The organism is Microbulbifer sp. CnH-101-G, assembly GCF_052466775.1.
Genome location: NZ_CP174292.1, coordinates 1,269,176 through 1,286,594 on the forward strand (window position 1 = coordinate 1,269,176; position 17,419 = coordinate 1,286,594).

General features: G+C 44.5%; 11 protein-coding genes and 2 tRNA genes. 8 read left to right on the forward strand and 5 right to left on the reverse strand.

Annotated elements, in window-relative coordinates; translation table 11 throughout:
* Nucleotides 1–157 precede the first annotated feature (157 nt).
* Nucleotides 158–1,609, reverse strand: a complete 1,452-nt coding sequence (gene nhaA / locus ACJJID_RS05770) for a Na+/H+ antiporter NhaA (protein ID WP_444921868.1) — start codon at nucleotides 1,607–1,609, stop codon at nucleotides 158–160.
* Between the two features lie 1,926 nt (nucleotides 1,610–3,535).
* Here nhaA and cysC point away from each other — a divergent pair.
* The 8 genes from cysC to ACJJID_RS05810 all read left to right on the forward strand — a co-directional run bounded on the left by cysC (nucleotide 3,536) and on the right by ACJJID_RS05810 (nucleotide 12,060).
* Nucleotides 3,536–4,165 (forward strand): adenylyl-sulfate kinase, encoded by a 630-nt coding sequence (gene cysC / locus ACJJID_RS05775; RefSeq protein WP_152453187.1) that lies wholly within the window; start codon nucleotides 3,536–3,538, stop codon nucleotides 4,163–4,165.
* A gap of 204 nt (nucleotides 4,166–4,369) precedes the next feature.
* Nucleotides 4,370–6,736, forward strand: a complete 2,367-nt coding sequence (locus ACJJID_RS05780) for a DUF6351 family protein (RefSeq protein ID WP_444921869.1) — start codon at nucleotides 4,370–4,372, stop codon at nucleotides 6,734–6,736.
* 95 nt (nucleotides 6,737–6,831) lie between these two features.
* Nucleotides 6,832–6,907, forward strand: a tRNA-Val gene (locus tag ACJJID_RS05785).
* 28 nt (nucleotides 6,908–6,935) lie between these two features.
* Nucleotides 6,936–7,012, forward strand: a tRNA-Asp gene (locus ACJJID_RS05790).
* A 460-nt stretch (nucleotides 7,013–7,472) separates the two neighbouring features.
* Nucleotides 7,473–8,447, forward strand: coding sequence for a 1-aminocyclopropane-1-carboxylate deaminase/D-cysteine desulfhydrase (locus ACJJID_RS05795; protein ID WP_444921870.1), 975 nt, complete (start codon nucleotides 7,473–7,475; stop codon nucleotides 8,445–8,447).
* A gap of 192 nt (nucleotides 8,448–8,639) precedes the next feature.
* Nucleotides 8,640–9,509, forward strand: a complete 870-nt coding sequence (locus ACJJID_RS05800; protein WP_444921871.1) for an NAD(+) kinase — start codon at nucleotides 8,640–8,642, stop codon at nucleotides 9,507–9,509.
* Nucleotides 9,510–9,652: 143 nt separating this feature from the next.
* Nucleotides 9,653–10,588 carry a glycosyltransferase gene (locus tag ACJJID_RS05805; protein WP_444921872.1) on the forward strand — a complete coding sequence of 312 codons (936 nt, stop codon included), beginning with the start codon at nucleotides 9,653–9,655 and terminating at the stop codon, nucleotides 10,586–10,588.
* Nucleotides 10,585–12,060: a capsular polysaccharide export protein, LipB/KpsS family gene (locus ACJJID_RS05810; RefSeq protein WP_444921873.1), complete on the forward strand. Its 1,476-nt coding sequence runs from the start codon at nucleotides 10,585–10,587 to the stop codon at nucleotides 12,058–12,060. The genes ACJJID_RS05805 and ACJJID_RS05810 overlap by 4 nt, the downstream gene beginning before the upstream one ends.
* 1,365 nt (nucleotides 12,061–13,425) lie before the next feature.
* On the opposite strand, the gene ACJJID_RS05815 is transcribed toward ACJJID_RS05810, so the two are convergent.
* From ACJJID_RS05815 to ACJJID_RS05830, 4 genes are read right to left on the reverse strand one after another with little or no spacing between them, the layout of a single operon-like run.
* Entirely contained in the window at nucleotides 13,426–14,622 is a 1,197-nt protein-coding gene (locus ACJJID_RS05815; protein ID WP_444921874.1) for a capsular polysaccharide export protein, LipB/KpsS family, read from the reverse strand.
* Nucleotides 14,622–15,326 carry an ABC transporter ATP-binding protein gene (locus ACJJID_RS05820; protein WP_444921875.1) on the reverse strand — a complete coding sequence of 235 codons (705 nt, stop codon included), beginning with the start codon at nucleotides 15,324–15,326 and terminating at the stop codon, nucleotides 14,622–14,624. Before ACJJID_RS05820 ends, ACJJID_RS05815 begins: the two co-directional genes overlap by 1 nt.
* Nucleotides 15,323–16,099, reverse strand: a complete 777-nt coding sequence (locus ACJJID_RS05825; protein WP_444921876.1) for an ABC transporter permease — start codon at nucleotides 16,097–16,099, stop codon at nucleotides 15,323–15,325. Before ACJJID_RS05825 ends, ACJJID_RS05820 begins: the two co-directional genes overlap by 4 nt.
* 4 nt (nucleotides 16,100–16,103) lie before the next feature.
* Nucleotides 16,104–17,348, reverse strand: coding sequence for a glycosyltransferase (locus tag ACJJID_RS05830; RefSeq protein ID WP_444921877.1), 1,245 nt, complete (start codon nucleotides 17,346–17,348; stop codon nucleotides 16,104–16,106).
* Between the last annotated feature and the right edge of the window lie 71 nt (nucleotides 17,349–17,419).

Here is a 17,419-nt window from a genome sequence, read left to right on the forward strand (position 1 = left end):
TTGGTGTCCGGGTTTAGTAGACTCACTACAAAGTGAGTCTACATAAGGAATTATTGCAGGTATTTATTAGCAGTCGATTAACTATCGAATATAGTTGTTCGACTGCTATTACGAAATTTAGATCGGTAATGGACTGTTTCCCATTAATCTACTTGTGCTAGCGGGCAGAGTGAGGCGGCAGAAAGTTATCTGAACTTTCCCTTCCCGCTACATCTTGGAGCTCATCTTCACTGTCAACCGATGCTGGGGCGCTGCGCAGAATCAAGAAACCTGCGACTCCTGAGATTACAGAGGCTAACAAAATACCGGCTTTAGCCTGGATCAGAAGCTCGTATTGGCTACTAAATGCCAGTTCAGCAATAAAAATCGACATTGTAAAACCGATGCCCGCGAGCAGTGCTACACCAATGATGTGCTGAAAGTTTGCGGCCTTTGGGAGTTTGCCCCAGCCAAGTTTCCAGCCAATCCAGGTGGCCCCGACAATGCCAATTAGCTTACCGACAACCAAGCCGCCAATAACTCCAAGGGTTACTGGGTTGAGCACAGCCGTTGAACTGCTAAAGCTATCAAAAGGGATGCCCGCATTTGCGAGTGCGAAGATAGGGATTACTATAAAGCCCACAGGGATATGTAATCGAGTTTCCATACGTTGCAGGGGGGACTGAGCCAGGTTTACACCGTTACCCAGGGCCATTACTCTTGCATGGAGGGCATCGTTAGCAATGATTTTGTCCCCGGGGCGAAAATAGCGGTCGAAGCTGCGGATAATATCTTTTACAAAGGTGCTGAATGCTACTGGGTCATACTTTGGCTTAGCGGGCAATGCCATGGCGGTAATGACACCGGCTAGCGTTGCGTGGATGCCTGCCTTGTAAAGTCCATACCAGAGTAAAATGCCTATAAAAACATAGGCTGAAGAGCGACGAATTCCGGCAGCATTGAGTAAACCCATGGTTACAACTAGAAAGCCGGATGCGATCAGAGCAGTAGTGTTCACTTGCTCGGTATACCAGATTGCAATCACAAGGATTGCACCCAGGTCATCAACAATGGCCAGGGCTACCAGGAAGGTTACAACTGCTCTGGGTACACGGTTTCCTAGAAGTGCTATGCAGCCTACTGCGAAGGCGATATCGGTAGCCATGGGAATGCCCCACCCAGATGCCGCTGCGCTGCCGCTATTGAGAGAATTATAAATAAGAGCTGGAACCACCATGCCACCAATAGCTGCCATTAATGGTAAGACCGCTTGGCGTAGATCGGAAAGCTCTCCAACTAGAAATTCACGCTTAAGTTCAAGCCCTACTAAGAAAAAGAAAATGGCCATTAAGCCATCATTAATCCAGTGGTGTAATGAAAGAGAAAGCTCCCAGTCACCGGAGCCGATGCTAATTGGTACGTGCAGCAGGTGCTTGTAAGCATCCTGTAAGGGGGAGTTGGCAACAATCAGTGCTACCAATGCAGAGAGCATTAATAAGATACCACTACTACTTTGGCGATGAATAAATTCTTCAAAAGGTGTAACCAAGCGACCAAAGGCCCCCTCTAGTGGCGCCTCAAAAACCTTCCCTTTGCGAATTTTGAACCTATCCAGAACACTTTTTGCCATCGGCTATCTGCCTCCTTCTTCTAGCTAAGCCTTACAAAAAGTAGGGCTACTATATGCCTTTTAGAGGTCAGAGGTTAGCATGGCGAATGTATCGTTATCTATATTGAAATGTATTTTAGCTAGAGTTTACTTTGCGAACTTTAAGTAGCTCAGAATAAGAGCCCCTTGCCTGCTATGAAGTTGTAGTAAGGTTGCAGTAAATTAGTTATGAGTGGAGTTGGGGGTCTGGTTGGGGACCTGGGGGCTCTAGAAGACTACTTTATAACCTTAAGCTAGGGAGGCTTTAAGGGGCTGGCCTGTTTATTTTATAGCCATTCGTATAGCTTCGCTATTGGATTTCGGTCAATAAATAGTGAACCTTCTTTTGAGTAGTCAAGATTCGCGATAATTAGAGTTGCCGTAGAAAATGACTACGCTAAAGAGGTGGCCATTTGCCAAGAAGCTTTGCGCCTAATGCCTATCTGGAAGCCGATGCTAACCACGGTAAATATCGCAATTAGGTGAGTCGTGCCTAGATAGAAAATTTGGTGTAGGGTATTCGAGCGTGGCGACTCTTTCTCTGTGAAAAAATTATGCAGTTTGTAAAGCTGTGATATCAATAGATGTATCCTCAGCAGGTTTGCCACTTGGCTTGCTTGCGCGACAATTTCTCATAATTCTTTTAGTGCACCCCACGAGAGGACTTCAAGTACTCGATCAATGGGTGGGTTGATCTCTTTTTGCTGTGGAGATGTGTATTCTATTAGTTAGTGGACAGAATCAACTTATAGCTACCCTGGTTCGTAGAATATTTGCTTGCAAGTATGCAATGCGGATCTCACAAGCTTCATCAAGGGGAAGTTGACTTCGTTCGCACAGGCGATATAAACCATACTGAATATTATTTCTAATAAAAGCTCTAGTGCTCCAAGTGTGACTCCCATTGTTTAAGCCAAAACTGAGTTGCTTAATTGATTGGGGGTACTGCCTTTAATGCCTAGCTAGAAGTGACTAAATAATGTGGTAATCGCTAAAAAAAGCAAAAAGTGACCAGTAAAAGTGAAAAGTCATGGAGGAATTTTCTTGGTGTTGTGGGGCGTAGTTTTCAATTGGCTGGTTGCTGAAAAAGCAGAAAGAAATTGAAGGTTTGCTTATTCCTTTGGTTTGCAGCTTGCGAGATATTACTTAAAAGCTCTACTAATTTGATATATCTGAGGGAGTTAAGGTGAATTCTAATAAGAGATAAGGTTTTACGTAATGTTGTGATCCTCCTGTAGGGTTTTTCATGGGGTTATGTTGACTGTAGATGAAAAGTATTCAAGAAACATGTTTGTATATCGCTTAATTTAGCGTGTTGTTTTTAATGGAAAAATATCGCTAATTTCTGCTTCAGCTCATTCTTTCAAGTTTATATTATTTTACTGTGGGTGAAGCTGTGGAAATAATAACACCTTCCAGTATTCTTTTTTCTCAAAAAAATCGATGCCCTAATAAAGCTTTTCATACCTGGCGAGCGTTTTTGGAATCGTAGGTGAGTACCTTCGGTAAAGGTACGTTGGTTAATACTCAAATCGCAGCAAGGTCGTCTTTAGAGCTAGTAATACCATATACCGGTTACCTCCTCCTTGAGTGACTGTGGAAATACTCGTTGACACAGTTTGTAAAGGGCGACGGCGGGTTCGCCGTATCTAGTGGGAGAAAAGTTTTACCTTTTGATTGGGTTTCGTGATTTTTACCCCCTATTCATTTAATGGGGCGGAGGTTTTTCTAATCTTTCTTATGTTTCTTTATGGCCATGTCTGCTAAATATGCTATAAGCAGGACCTTTACGCATACGGCTCAAATGCTTGATAATTGGCGCCCAGGCTTCCAGGGGTGGGTGGTGCTCATGTGCTTCTTCCCAAGCGGGGGTGTATAGGAATTGAATCTGAAATCTTGGAGTGATCGGTGACGACAACAGTTGAACGCAAGGCAACCAATGTACATTGGCATGATGGCGATGTAACTCGTGACAACAGGGCTAGCATTCTTGGCCATAAAGGGGTGACTCTCTGGTTCACTGGTTTGTCTGGTTCCGGCAAGAGCACTGTGGCGGTAGCTGTTGAGAAAGCCTTGGCTGCACGTGGAGTTCTGAGCTACCGCTTGGATGGCGATAATATACGCTTAGGGATCAACTCCAATCTGGGCTTCTCCGCTGAAGATCGCCAAGAAAATATCCGTCGTGTCGGTGAGATCTCCAAGCTGTTTGCGGATACCGGGGTTGTAGTGCTGAGCAGCTTTATCAGTCCATATCGCGAGGATCGCGATTTGGTCAGAAAGATGCACGAGGATGGCAGTCTGCCCTATTTGGAGGTGTTTGTAGACTGCCCCTTAGAAGAGGCGGAATCCCGCGATCCCAAAGGCCTCTATAAAAAGGCCCGAGCTGGTGAGATTAAAGGCTTTACTGGTATTGATGACCCCTATGAAGCACCAGTTTCCCCAGAGTTGCGCCTGAATACGGCAGAAATGACCCTGGAGCAAGAGGTGGCGGTGATTATTTCCACTCTGCAGGAAAAGGGTATTATCGCCAAGGACTAAGGGTCCTCTCAGCTTGTCCATACCAGAAAGGGAGGCTTAAACGGCCTCCCTTTTTTCTATCGGATTTGTCAGATCATTCGATCCGTCTCTTCTGATACTTACTTCCTATAAGTCCTTCCCTGCGCCAAGAATCGGTTGATCTCCTTATCCCTTCATATACTCATCCTGTACCAGTTATAGAAGTTGGCAGCTGCGGAGGCGTTTATGTCGACAAGGGGAGCTTGGTTTCTCTCTGTATTTTTCTTGGTGTTGGTCGGAGTGCTAGGAGTAGCTGCTTGGATCGCATATGCAAAACTACCAAAGGTGCATGGCAAGGTGGATGCTCCGGTGCTGGGAGTGCCAGCTGGAGCCCTCGAATATTCTCCCGCGCCTGCCTATGCAGGTCCTCATCCAAGAATGATGTCGCGCCCACCAGAGTATTTCCCTTTCCCTATCTCAATCGGTGAGGTCGGGCCTGTGGAAACCCTATTTACGGGCCCTTCAAAATACCCATTCTTCTGTGGTCGCAATGCCATTACGGATAGGCAGCCATTAGTGGATAACCAGGTTAAGGAAGGAGTGGCGGTTTTTGCTTTAGATGCTGATGGGAAGAAAACCAAAGAGGTGATTGGTTATAGTCGGGACTGTAGTCATGCCACGGAGGTCACTTACTTCTATCGCAGTACAACCGATGGAAGTTTTTACTATCTACATGAGGCGCGCAACGATATTGACAAGGTGACAGTGAATGGTCGCCAGGTAGATTTTATCGTTCGAGTGGAAACGGGCACGATCAACCGGCACTTTTACGCCATTGCTGCTTTGCGTGGAGAGGGAGAAACAGCAGAAAAACCGAATGCCAGTAACTGGAACCGCCGCCTGATCTATCAATTTCGCGGTGGAGTTGGTATTGGCTGGCGCCAAGGCAATCTGAGCAAAGGGGATGTGACTACACGGCGCATGGATCAATTGGCCCGTGGCTATGCCATCGTTTACTCGACAGCGAATCAAACTAGAAATCACTACAATTTATGGTTGGCTGAAGATACGGCACGGCGCCTCAAGAAACAGTTCCAGGCACTTTATGGCGAGCCAATGTATACAGTGGGCATCGGTGGTTCTGGAGGAGCCATACAGCAATATCTATTCGCGCAAAATGCACCAGGGTTACTGGATGCAGCAATTCCACTCTATTCCTATCCAGATATGGTGACCCAGACAATTTATGCCTTTGACTGTGAGCCGCTTGAGTATTTCTTTGATGTTTTGGATGCCGACAACCCCCGCTGGAAGGATGTTGAGGAACGTCAGCGCATTCAGGGGCTAGCAGCCAACCCTGAGGCAGATAGTCGCTTCAAGCTGATAACAATGGCAGCAGGTTTGTTTGATAGTCGCTATAGGGGGCGGCCAAGTGGCGCCACTGAGTGTGTTGATGGTTGGCGTGGTTTGGTGCCATTAGTAAACAATCCAAATTTTGTGCATTTCTTCAAAAGTTTTGCTGGGGATTTACCGGAGAGGGTGCATTGGACCCACTGGGAAAACCTCCGCCAGTTTTACGGAGCTGGTGAAAATGGCTATGCAAATTCCACCTGGGATAATGAGGGGGTTCAGTATGGGCTGAAAGCGTTGGTCGATAGTGAAATCAGCATCGACACCTTCTTGAAAATCAATGCCGCCATAGGTGGCTGGAAGGCCCAGCAGAATCAGTCACAAGAAAAGCTATGGTTTTTAAATGGTGGGTTGTTCCCTGTGAAGCTTTCCGTTTGGAGCGAGCAAAATCTCAATATGGGAACTTTGGAAAAGCCTGCAAAGCGCAGTCGCGCGAGTATGGAGGCGATCAATGGTATTTATAGGTCGGGTCACGTTTTCCTTGGGGATGTGGAAATCCCAATTGTAGACATGCGCCATTATCTGGATGAAGAGCCGGATATGCATCATAGCTCCGCTTCTTTCACTGCTCGTGAGCGTATTCGAAGAGCTCGGGGCCATGCGGATAATCAGTTGATCTGGATGAGCCACAAAGACTACAACCCTCTGGATGACGCTTTAGACCTCGTTGACCGCTGGATGCAAAACATCATCAATGACCCTGCCAGTGGTGTTGTAGATAACCGACCAGAAGATGCTAACGACCGCTGCTTTGACAGCGAAGGTAATGTGCTGGCATCGGGGGCGGATGTTTGGAATGGCGACTGGAATGGCCAACCCAAGGGTAAGTGTATGAGGGAGTACCCGGCACACAGTACTTCAAGGCAGGTGTCCGGGGCACCTGTGACGGATGACATTTTTAAGTGCGCGCTTCAGCCAGTTGAGCGGGCCTTGGCAAAGGGCGTATACGGCTCCCATACGGAAGAGATTTCGGGCCGCCTCGACGATTTACGTCGCATCTTCCCAGCCGGGGTATGTAATTACAACGAGCAGGACTTGGCGCGCCCGAAAGAGCAGTTGATTCCTAAAGAGGTTCCTGTACGGATAGCAGGTCATTTAATAGACCCAGACTATCGACAGGGCAAGCTGTTGCAGGAGGCAAGTGTCGGGGAAGGGGAGATGAAGCCGGTGTCTGTACCTACGGAAAACATGCCCGATGAATAATAGTGGGTCTTGGCGCGAAAATTGTTGACAGGAAATTTTATTCCAGTAATATGCGCCTCGCTCAAGGGGCAAGGCCCTTAAAGAAGATGAGCATCGGGTGGTTAGCTCAGTTGGGAGAGCGACGGCCTTACAAGCCGTAGGTCACAGGTTCGACCCCTGTACCACCCACCAACTTCCTTAAGTGGAAGTTGACTACCGAGGACCGGTAGTTCAGTTGGTTAGAATGCCGGCCTGTCACGCCGGAGGTCGCGGGTTCGAGTCCCGTCCGGTCCGCCAGATACGAAAAAGGCCCCCTCGAAAGATGGGGCCTTTTTCGTATCTGTAAGATCGGCATACGGGAGGGGGGCCCGGTTGTGGTCTGATTGAGAAAAAAGCAGATGGCGGAAGGCCTGCTGGATCTGAGTGCTTCCTGGTGCCCCCAGAAATATACAAGCTTATTGTTTTGGTTCTTAATAAAGGTTGCAGATCATCACTGGGATAGAGGCTAGCTAGAGCTGACTCAACTTGTGAATTATCACTTGTAACAAAATTTGGATCGCCGACTTGGTGAAGCTTTTGCCTTCAGCGTAAGGACTCCCTCAATCTAGGCAATGCAGGTTAGCAGGGTGCAAGTTTCAGCTGGGAAGCCTCGAAGTGATCGATGTACCTCTCGATCAATGTAGCCCTCTTTGGACCCCTGGCTTCACCCAAGTGACGATCAGTTCTGGGGGTTATTGTTACTGCAAAAACCAGAAAGATGAGCTCTATTCCTCACTATTTAACTAATCTCGATCTGAATTACTTCACCGAAGCCGCTTGCGACATTCCCTACCAGAAAGTCCACAGTGATCTATTCCCTGGAGTTGAGGTTTGGATCCGTCGCGATGACCTGCTAGACCCGCTTATTTCAGGTAATAAAGCCTACAAACTCCTTTACAACCTAATCGAGGCGAGAGAGCAGGGGGTCGAAACTCTAATTACCTGTGGCGGGGCCTGGTCAAATCACTTACATGCCACTGCTGCTGTGGGGGCTCGCTTTGGCTTCCGTACCATTGGCATTATCCGCGGTGAGCGCCCGCCAGAGCTGAGTGCCATGCTGCAAGATGCAGAGCGCCTGGGCGTGGGATTCAAGTTTGTGACCCGAGAACTATATAGGCAGCGTAATCAACAGGAATTTCTCAATCATTTAGGGGTTGAGCTACATAATTGCCTCTATTTGCCAGAAGGTGGGGCAAACTTTGCTGGTGCGAGAGGGGTTTTCTTATTGGGGAAGATTATCGAAGCTACTAAGCCAATTAGGTTTGATCAACTTTGGGTGGCTTGCGGTACAGGCCTAACTCTTGGGGGGCTGGGAGCAGCTGTAAGTAGCTTTCCTGTGTGCGGCGTTGAGGTTTTGAAGGCGGGCGGGTCTATACGCCGTGACGCACAGCGCTGGCTCGCGGCACTAGTAGCAAGCGAAGCTTACAGGTGTGACCGAGCCGTCGCGAAGGGTGTCGATTTAATGAGCGAGTACCATTGTGGCGGCTATGGTAAGTACCCTAGTCAATTGGAGGCATTTCAGCAGGCTTTCGAGCGTCAATCCGGTATCCCTCTAGATCCTATTTATACCGCCAAGCTGTTGTTTGCGATCCACCTAAAAGCTAATGCTGGCCATTTCGAATGCGGTACTAAGATCCTGGCGCTCCATTCTGGCGGACTGCAGGGGCGACGTGGATTGCAGCTTGATAGCTAGATTAAAAAACAACCTTTTTTGCCGGTGGCTTTCCTTGACCGGGGGTCCTTGTTCGACTCCAGCCCCCAGCTAAGGCATAATTGCCTGTCACATTTTGGGAAGCTTTTCCCGTCGACGTGGAAAACGAAATTAGGCGTCTGACGGGCAAAGCATCAATCGCAAGGCCCTGGTTCGGGCACCTGAGAGGGAGCGGTGTCGGAATTTCAAAATATCGGCCTGATCGGCCGCACTGAAAGTGATAGTGCTGTGCTTTCGCTCAAACGCCTTATGGTATTTCTCGAGCGGGAAGGTTATACCATCGTACTGGAGAAAGAGACCGCTGCGGCAGTGTCCGCCCCCAACGCGCGGGTTTCTTCAAAAGAAAAGCTAGGTGAGCTCTGTGATTTAGTCATTGTCGTCGGTGGTGATGGTAGCCTACTCGCTGCCGCCCGTGCCTTGGCCAAATTCAGCGTGCCCTTGCTTGGCATTAATCGTGGTCGCCTAGGCTTCCTAACTGATATCACCCCGGATGAGGTTGAGCGAAAAGTAGGCGAAGTGCTGGCCGGTAAATATATGGCCGAGAGCCGCTTCCTGCTGGATATGTCTGTGGCTCGTAATGGTAAGCCGATAGGAAAAGGTTCAGCGTTGAACGATGTCGTACTTCATCCCGGTGAATTTATTAGGATGATCGAATTTGATCTTTATATTGATGGGCAATTTGTTTATACCCAGCGTTCTGATGGCTTAATTATTTCTACGCCTACAGGTTCCACCGCTTATGCACTTTCAGGAGGTGGTCCGATTATGCATCCTAAATTGGATGCTATTGTTGTGGTGCCACTAAATCCACATACTCTCAGCAGCCGACCAATTGTTGTTGAAGGTAGTAGTGAGTTTAAAATTATTGTCGGTGAGCATAATGCTGCGAATCCACATGTGACGTGTGATGGGTATGATCAAATAATAACTAGACCTAATGATGTAATACGAATACACAAAAAACCCCATCGCCTTACCCTAATTCACCCTATTGATCATAATTTTTATGAAACATGCAGATCTAAGTTAGGATGGCTTAGCTAGCGATTGGGCTTTATAAAGAGGTAATTGGCCAAGTATGACGAGGTATTCAGTAAGTATTTTACACTCCTGCAACTCACGCAATTTTTTTCAGGAAATAAATATTACTTATAATTGGTTAGGGCTTTGTGCGTAGAGTAAAGTTAATGGAGAAAAAAATTACAGTTAACCATGTCATGTCAAGTGACATGCATAGCGCTATATTTGACGCAATATTGGGGTATTTTGATACTTTAAAGTCAGATGGTTTTAGACATATTGTCACTATCGAGCCAGACTCAAATGCTGATGTATACCACTTCCATAGACCAAATCTAGCAGAAAATATTCCGGAAAATTCAATATGTACTGTTCATCATGATTTGAAGGATGAAGACTCATGGTTGGATGCAAATAGTTTTATCCAGGCGTATAGAAAATGTTCATTTGTGGTCTGCTTAAATTCCCAGCAGAAGAATATATTGAATAAAGAATATGGTATTTCCAAGGCGGTAGTTATTCCACACGGTGTAAATAAATCTTTATTTGATCGTGTCATAAGGAATGAGAAGCGACTAGGTTCGGAGAGAAAATACACTCTTGGTGTTATATCGAAGCGTTATGGGAGGATGGTTAAAGGAGAATACCGACTGTATGAGCTGGCTAAACGATTGTCCCCAGAATTATATAGTTTTGTACTTGTAGGGGCTGGTCGTTTAAAAGATGCCCAGCTTTTGCAAGCTCAGGGCTTTGAGGTTTTATGTTATTCATATCTTCCTTATTGTCTGATGCCGCAAATTTATGCTGAGTTGGACGGGCTATTAATGCTCTCTAATTTTGAGGGGGGGCCTGCAAATCTGCCAGAAGCTATCTATGCTCATACGCCGATTTTTTCTACCCGGGTGGGGATGGCTGTTGATCTTATTGATGCAGAGAAGAGGTTGAACGGTTTTTTCCTAAAGGAAGATTTTGATGAGATGGCTTCCCAAATCAATAGTTACTTTACTGAAGAGGGGAAGACTATTAATTTTACGGATGTGCCTGATTGGCAGGATATAGTTAGTCAATATGAGAGACTGTACTTGAGGATTGCACAGAAATGAGGCCAGAAATTCTTATTTCCGATAAGGTTCATATACACAAAAAAAATTTTTTAAGTTTATTTAAATTCTTAGAATCAAAGAATATTCGATATAAGAGTTATGTTAGGCATGATGAATTGCGTAACTGTACTTTAGATGTATACACTTCATCAGAAAAGTTAATCAAATATGCTGGATTTTTGCAGGAAAAAAATGGTTTTGAGGAACTGTTTGAATTTAAATATTGCGGAGTATCGGTATTTGAAATAGTTCGTGCTGAACTGTTGAGTTGTCTTATTTATAGAGGGTTAAGTAATTTCAATTTTAGAAGTGGGAGAGAGGCCTTCGATTATTTCTCTTCCAGGCATTTGGAGGATTTGCTTGCGGCTTATCGAGCGGCACTGTTTTGGCTGGATGCCTGGAGTGAAGAACTGTCAGAAAATTCTTTTAAATATGCAATAATATTTTCTGGTTCTTCTATTGCAGCTAAGGCGTTACTTTATTTGTGTAGGTTTAATTCAGTTGAGCCGCTTTTGGCTGAAGGATTCTTTACGGGGAGGCATTTTTACCTGGAGAATAAGTACGAGCCAATTGCAAATAATTCGGATTTGAGGTTTGTGTCTGTTGCCTTTTGTCCTGAGGTCGATCAGGATAGGTGGCCAAAGACTTGTGATTACCTTTCCTCAGTGGGTGTTTATAATAAAAATGTAAAACAACCGAAAGAAAAGTCTCCCCCTCCTTTTGATAGCTATTTGTTGCTAACCTGTCAGGTGGTAAATGACTACTCCCTTATTGATTCAAGTAGAGAGCTTGTGTCAAGTGTGGAGTTGTACAAAAAAGTTATTAAAGAAGTGGTTGAAAAAACGGATTTTAATCTTGTCGTTAAGGTACACCCATGGGAGAGAAATAAGACGGAGAGCCGGTCAGCAACGACGCTTGAAGCGTTGAGCGAGTATTTGAAAGAGCTAGATCCTAAGAAGGCGGAAAGAGTATTTCTAACAGAGAATAGCAATCTTTCACAGCTGATTTCTAACTCCATCACTACAATCACTCTTTGTTCTCAATCGGGCTTGGAGGCTTGCTTTTTAGGGAAGAAGCCTATCACCATAGGTGGGGCTTTTTATTCCAATAAGGGGTTTACTTATGATATAGAAATGCCAGCAATGTTGGGCGATCTATTGAGCGGTAGCTTTGAAAGTGAATTGACATTGACTGAATTCAATAAATATATTGCTTTTATGAATTACTGCTTATGTGAGCACTTAATTAGAAGTGATGCAGATGTTTTCAAGCTGCTCGATAAAATTTTTGTCGGATGCAGGCCTTTACCTAGGTCTCATAAAACCCCAATTCGAACTTATAAATATGAGCTAGAACCAATTTTTTTAAAAAGAAATTTTCTTAAATTGGCAGAAAATCCCTACCAGTTATTTAGAGATATAGTAATCATCTGTGGAAGGGTGAGTCAAAAGTTACGAATGGTTAATAATTGAGTGTTTTTTTGATAAATAGAAGGAGATAGAATAAAAGTAACTCTTCTGTGGTTCACAACTTCGAGTTATAGGTTGAGTTAGGCCTAGCTTGACCTGACAATAACCAATTTTCAGAAGGTGCTTTGTCAGGTCGAGTTCAGTTTGTGATAATTCATTTATATATCTTTGCAGCAAGGGTGTGAAAGCAACCATAAAGTTATTTTGGTGGCTAAGTTGCCGGGAAATAGCTCTATCAGAAGTTTCTAAACCATATCGTTATTACTCTAATGTCTTAGCCGGCTCATGGAAAGCATACGCTAGGACTGCCTTTTCAGTGATAGCGTTGATTTCTTGTGGGTTTGGTGCCCAGCAATTAATCCCCTAAAGGATATTAATATAGATATTTGAAGTGATTTTTTATTTTGATAAAAAAGGGCTCTTCCGGGATTCCCATAATGTCCAGCATATTTTGCGAAAGCAAAGGTCGCCAGCTGGCTTTAGGCTAGTTAGCTACTACCAAGAGTCAAGCCAAGTATCTCACGCGAGCTTTATTGTTGCAGCCCTTGCTGTACTGAGAGTGTTACCTATCAGGTGTTGCAGCAGTTGTACGGAGCTCTTAAGCACGCCAAGCCCGGCTTTGCCATGCAGGCATAAATTGACCGTCAGCTAAATCGCAAGCCCTGAATAAATCGCTGGGTGAATACGGCTCGGGTGGTGTGTAAAAGTGGTTAGCTGTTCACCGATTTATCGCTGGATCAGTCGATTTAACTGGGTGCCGAGTCTACCAAGTAAGGGTAAACCTTATCGTAAAGGGTAAGTTCAGAGGCAGACATAAAGCTTATCCCAGAGCACAAAGATATTGATCAAAGACCAGCGATTGTTAATGAAAACCCTGAGATCGTTCACAGGGAGAGTGATACGGTTTATAGTCAAGATGGTTGTCTAGTTACACTGGTCGAACAGGCTCCCAAATTTTTATTCGCTCTCAGAGCCCCAAATAAGAGCAAGAAAGTAGTGAGCTGGGCAATCAAGCAGATTTTGAAGCCGTATCAAGCCATCTGTAAAATCATAACCATTCGATAATGGCAGTGAGTTAGTGGGTCCTCCGTCGATCGTGTAGAAGTTATTGTGTAAAGTATATTTTGCGAAGCCATACCGCTCCTGGGGGCGTGGACTGAACGAAAATATTGAAATGCTTCTTCCCGAAGGGCGTGGAAATTGGCAAGGTGCCCAAAAGCCGTATTAATGATGCAGGTTTTCGCATAAATGCTCGACCAAGGAAGGTGTTAAATTGCTTTAGCCTACTGGAGTTTCTGGTGGGTAAGCGTGTGCCACTTATGTTGGCAATCTAGGATAAATCTTATGCTTATGCTTGGAAAGTGAAAATCACCTTTTGAGTAAGATCTTGTTTAGTTTGCTTTTTAGTATTATCTTAAAAATAGAAGAAACAATACCTAATAGCGAATAACCTGAATACCTATAATTTTTAGTAAGCGATATTAAGCTTTTTAAATAAAAATTTTTAGATATGGAGAGTTTATTTTGTTTATTGAGGAGGAGTTGCAGAAGTTCTTCCTGTTTTTCAATAGAGTGTTCATGATGGGTGGGCACTATTTCCTGTAGGTTCATTTTGTAAATGGCATCGCTACCCGAAAAAACTCCGTGACCTATTGCATAAATGGGCTTCTCGTATATCAACGATTCCAATAAGACTGTACTATTAATTCCTATAATGCAATTGGATTTTGCTATCAACTGGTGTAATGGAGTTTTATTGTCCAGTTTTATTCGACTGTTTCTAGGGAGGAGGTTTGCAGTGGCTCTGTGATCAAGAGGGTGCTGACGTGCAATAACATCTATATTGGAGTCCACGTGTGATTCTGCCCACTCAAGAAAGCTTTTCATGGTGCGAAATGGAGAGAATTTTGTAATGTTTGTGTCCGTCTCTAATTGGAGAGGGATAAATACATACCCATTATCAGATATATTATTATCCTCAAATTTCCCCCTGTATTTCAGTTTCCACTGTTTTATATTTTGCCGCTCTTCCGAGCTAATGCTTCTTGGCTTTGTGATAGAGATCGAGCTTTGTGCATTTACTCCGAGGGGATCTTCATAGTAAGTTCCCGATTGCGGAAACCAGCCAGCTTCCATGAAGGAAAATTTTTGATTTGGATTTATTCTGCGAGCAAGATCTATAAAATCTTGTTGATAATGGGGTAGGCCATTCCAGATTATTATCTTTTCTGGTTTAAAGCTCTCTATCACCTTTTGAAAGCAGTGTGATCGATAGTGTTTTATATCATTAAGCGCTTTTTGAGGGTTTGCTGAAAATTGCTTTGCTAGAGCTTTATTTCTAGGTAGGGCGGTAAAGTTAAATTCGCTTGTTGCAATCTTTGCTTTTATTATGTTTGTGCAGTTTACGCTGTGAGGTTGACTTATGTGGTTCCTGGTAAGAAGCTGCACCTCTTCTTCAACTAATAATAAAATATCATTTCCAAGTTCGGACTCTTTACGTGCGACTGCGCAGATTGTATCTGCGCGCTGAATATCTGGCATTGGCTCGTATATAAGAACGCGCATTATTTCTGTGACTCTTCATAGCAGGTTACTACATCTTTGCTATCCCCGTATTGGGCCACAACACCATTTTCAATCCATACGGCCTTATTGCAAAGCCGCTTAACAGTTTCTGCAGAGTGAGAAACCAGAACCACAGTGTCTCCTGAGGTAATTTTTTCCCTCATTACTGCTTCTGACTTTTTCCTAAACTTTGAATCTCCCACAGCTAGAATTTCATCAATTAATAAGACGTCAGTTTTTAAATGAATCGCAACGGCCATTCCGAGACGCTGCTTCATACCGGTAGAGTAGTTTTTAACCGGCTGGTCAAAAAATTCTCTAAGCTCGGCAAATTCATTGATTTCATCAAGCTTGCTGACAATATAAGCCTTTTCTAGACCCATCATCATACCGCTAATAACCGCATTTTGGCGACCAGAAAGATTTTGATCATAGCCGACAGTTAAAGAGAGTAGCGCCGTTCTATGTCCGTGGTTGGTCACCTTCCCTCCATCAGGCTTGATGATACCGTTCAGCAGACGAAGTAGAGTGCTTTTCCCTGCACCGTTGCGACCAAGAACTCCAAGCGAATCCCCCTCATAAAGCTCAAAACTAATATCTTTCAGTGGGCTGTAAACACTGGTTGCTCGGGTAAAGGGGATGCCTGAGCGATAGGTCACCCGTACATTCTTCAGGCTAATGGCTGCCTTCTTGCTTTCACTCATCGTTGCATCAGTGCTCTTGCGAATACGGGATTTAGCTTTTTCATTATTAATCTAGCTAAGGCATAAAGCGATATAACTGCACAGGTGTAAATTGCCAGACTAGATACGTTAGGTATTTGGTTATACATCAATATGTCGCGGTAGCTCTCAATGATCCAGATCATTGGATTGTAAGCGAGAATATCTTGAGCGTTTTGTGGTAACGAGCTGACGGTATAGAGGATGCCTGAGCCATACATGCCGAGTCGTAGTAAATGGGGAATCAGGTTAGAGAGATCTGGTACAAATGGAATGAGCGCACTAGCGATCAGGCCGCAGGCATAGTTCAGGAGGAACTGTATTGCAAGGATTAATGGAAGGTAGATGTAGCTCCATGTGGGTGGATACCCCATTATCCATAACCCAATTAGCAGTAGTATAAACACAATACTGAACTTGAAGGTGTCCATGACGATATTAATAGATGGGAGTACTACTTTGGGGAAATTGACTTGGCTGATTAGTGCATGATTTTGGGTAATAGCAGCTGAGCAGTGGCTGACGCATTGGGCAAACCACTGCCAAACTACCAGTCCCACTAGAAGAAAGGGGACAAAGTCATCTGTTCCTCTTTGAAATACAACGGCAAATATAAAGTAATAGATCGCCATCGAAAAAATGGGTTCTATGATCCACCAGAGGAAGCTCAAATAGGTTTTGGAGGCTTCAGATCGTAAATTACATAGCGCCTTGTAGAAGACGATGTCTCTATGATGTTTTTGTAGAAAAATCACGGGGTTAAAACACTTTTTGGTATTCGGATAAAATTTTGTCAGAAACTGCTTTGGAGGATAACCCCAAAGTGGGGCAACCTATTTTCGATATGTCTTTTCTTGCTATATATAGCAACTCTTTCAATTTGTTCGCATCATTAACAGGGAAAACGGAGGTTGGGGAAAGTAGCTCGGCACAACCTGGAGTATTAGAGGCTAGAACAGGCTTTTTCCTCGCGGCAGCTTCAAGCAGCACTTGGGGTTGATTTTCTGGTGAGTTGCTGGGTATTACTAGCAAGTCTAAAGAGTCTAGAAATTCTTTGCTCTGTGATTCGCTAAGCTCACCGGTATATTCAGTAATTTTATAGGAGCTTAGGCACTGTTTGGCATATCTGTGATCGGATATTCTTCCTGCGACTTTAAGTTTGACTTTTGAATCACCAAGGTCATTTAATGCATGGGTAAGGGTATGGAGGCCTTTGTGTGGTGCAATAGCGCCAAGAAACCCAACTACGAAGGGGGGAGTGTTCGTCTGTCGGTGAGGTACTGTTTCAAACCAAGTATCTGAAAGGCCTGCAGGAATATAGTGGCAATTAATGAGTGAGTAGTACTCTTTTATCCGTCTCAGGCTTGTTTTTGAGAGGCAAATTACCTTTCTTGCTTTATTTAGAGCTGAGGCCAGGATTTGCTTACGGTTCTTGCTTTCTGGCGCTGTTGCGAATGTGGTGTTCTTTAAGTGTAAAATTTTAGCAATATAATTTCTGGTAACTGGAAGCTGAGAGACGGTTTTTACTAACTTGTTAGGGTGTGTTTCTGCAATGCAGCGGAAGCAGGTTTCATAGTCAGCAAATCCTGAGCAAAAATCGCCGGATCTAAGAGTCAATGTATGCTTGGGGCAGAGCCACCAGAAGTCAGTGATTGAGATGAAGTAAGGAATGTTTAGGTTCTGGGCTGCTTCCAGTAAATTAATGCCTATATGGGCTGGATTAACCATATGGACGACATCGGGTTTCAGCCCAGAAAGTAAAGCCTGATAATTTTCAATCGAATCACCCTCGGTGGTTCCCCAACCAAAAGTTGGGAGCTTTATTAGGCGAATTCCGTCTTCGTCAATAAGTGTGGAATCGGTTAGTATCCCTTCAGGATCGCCGCCCGCAACTATGACATCACAACCGCGCTTACTTAGATCTTGAGCGAGGTTGCGAATGTATTTTTCGGTTCCCTGGTTATACCCGGGCCCGAATTGCATGGTACAGAATAATATTCTCACATTGACACCGGGGTTACTGGGGCGGTTATTATACCTTAATGTGTTATAAAACAATAGGTTATCGGCAGGCC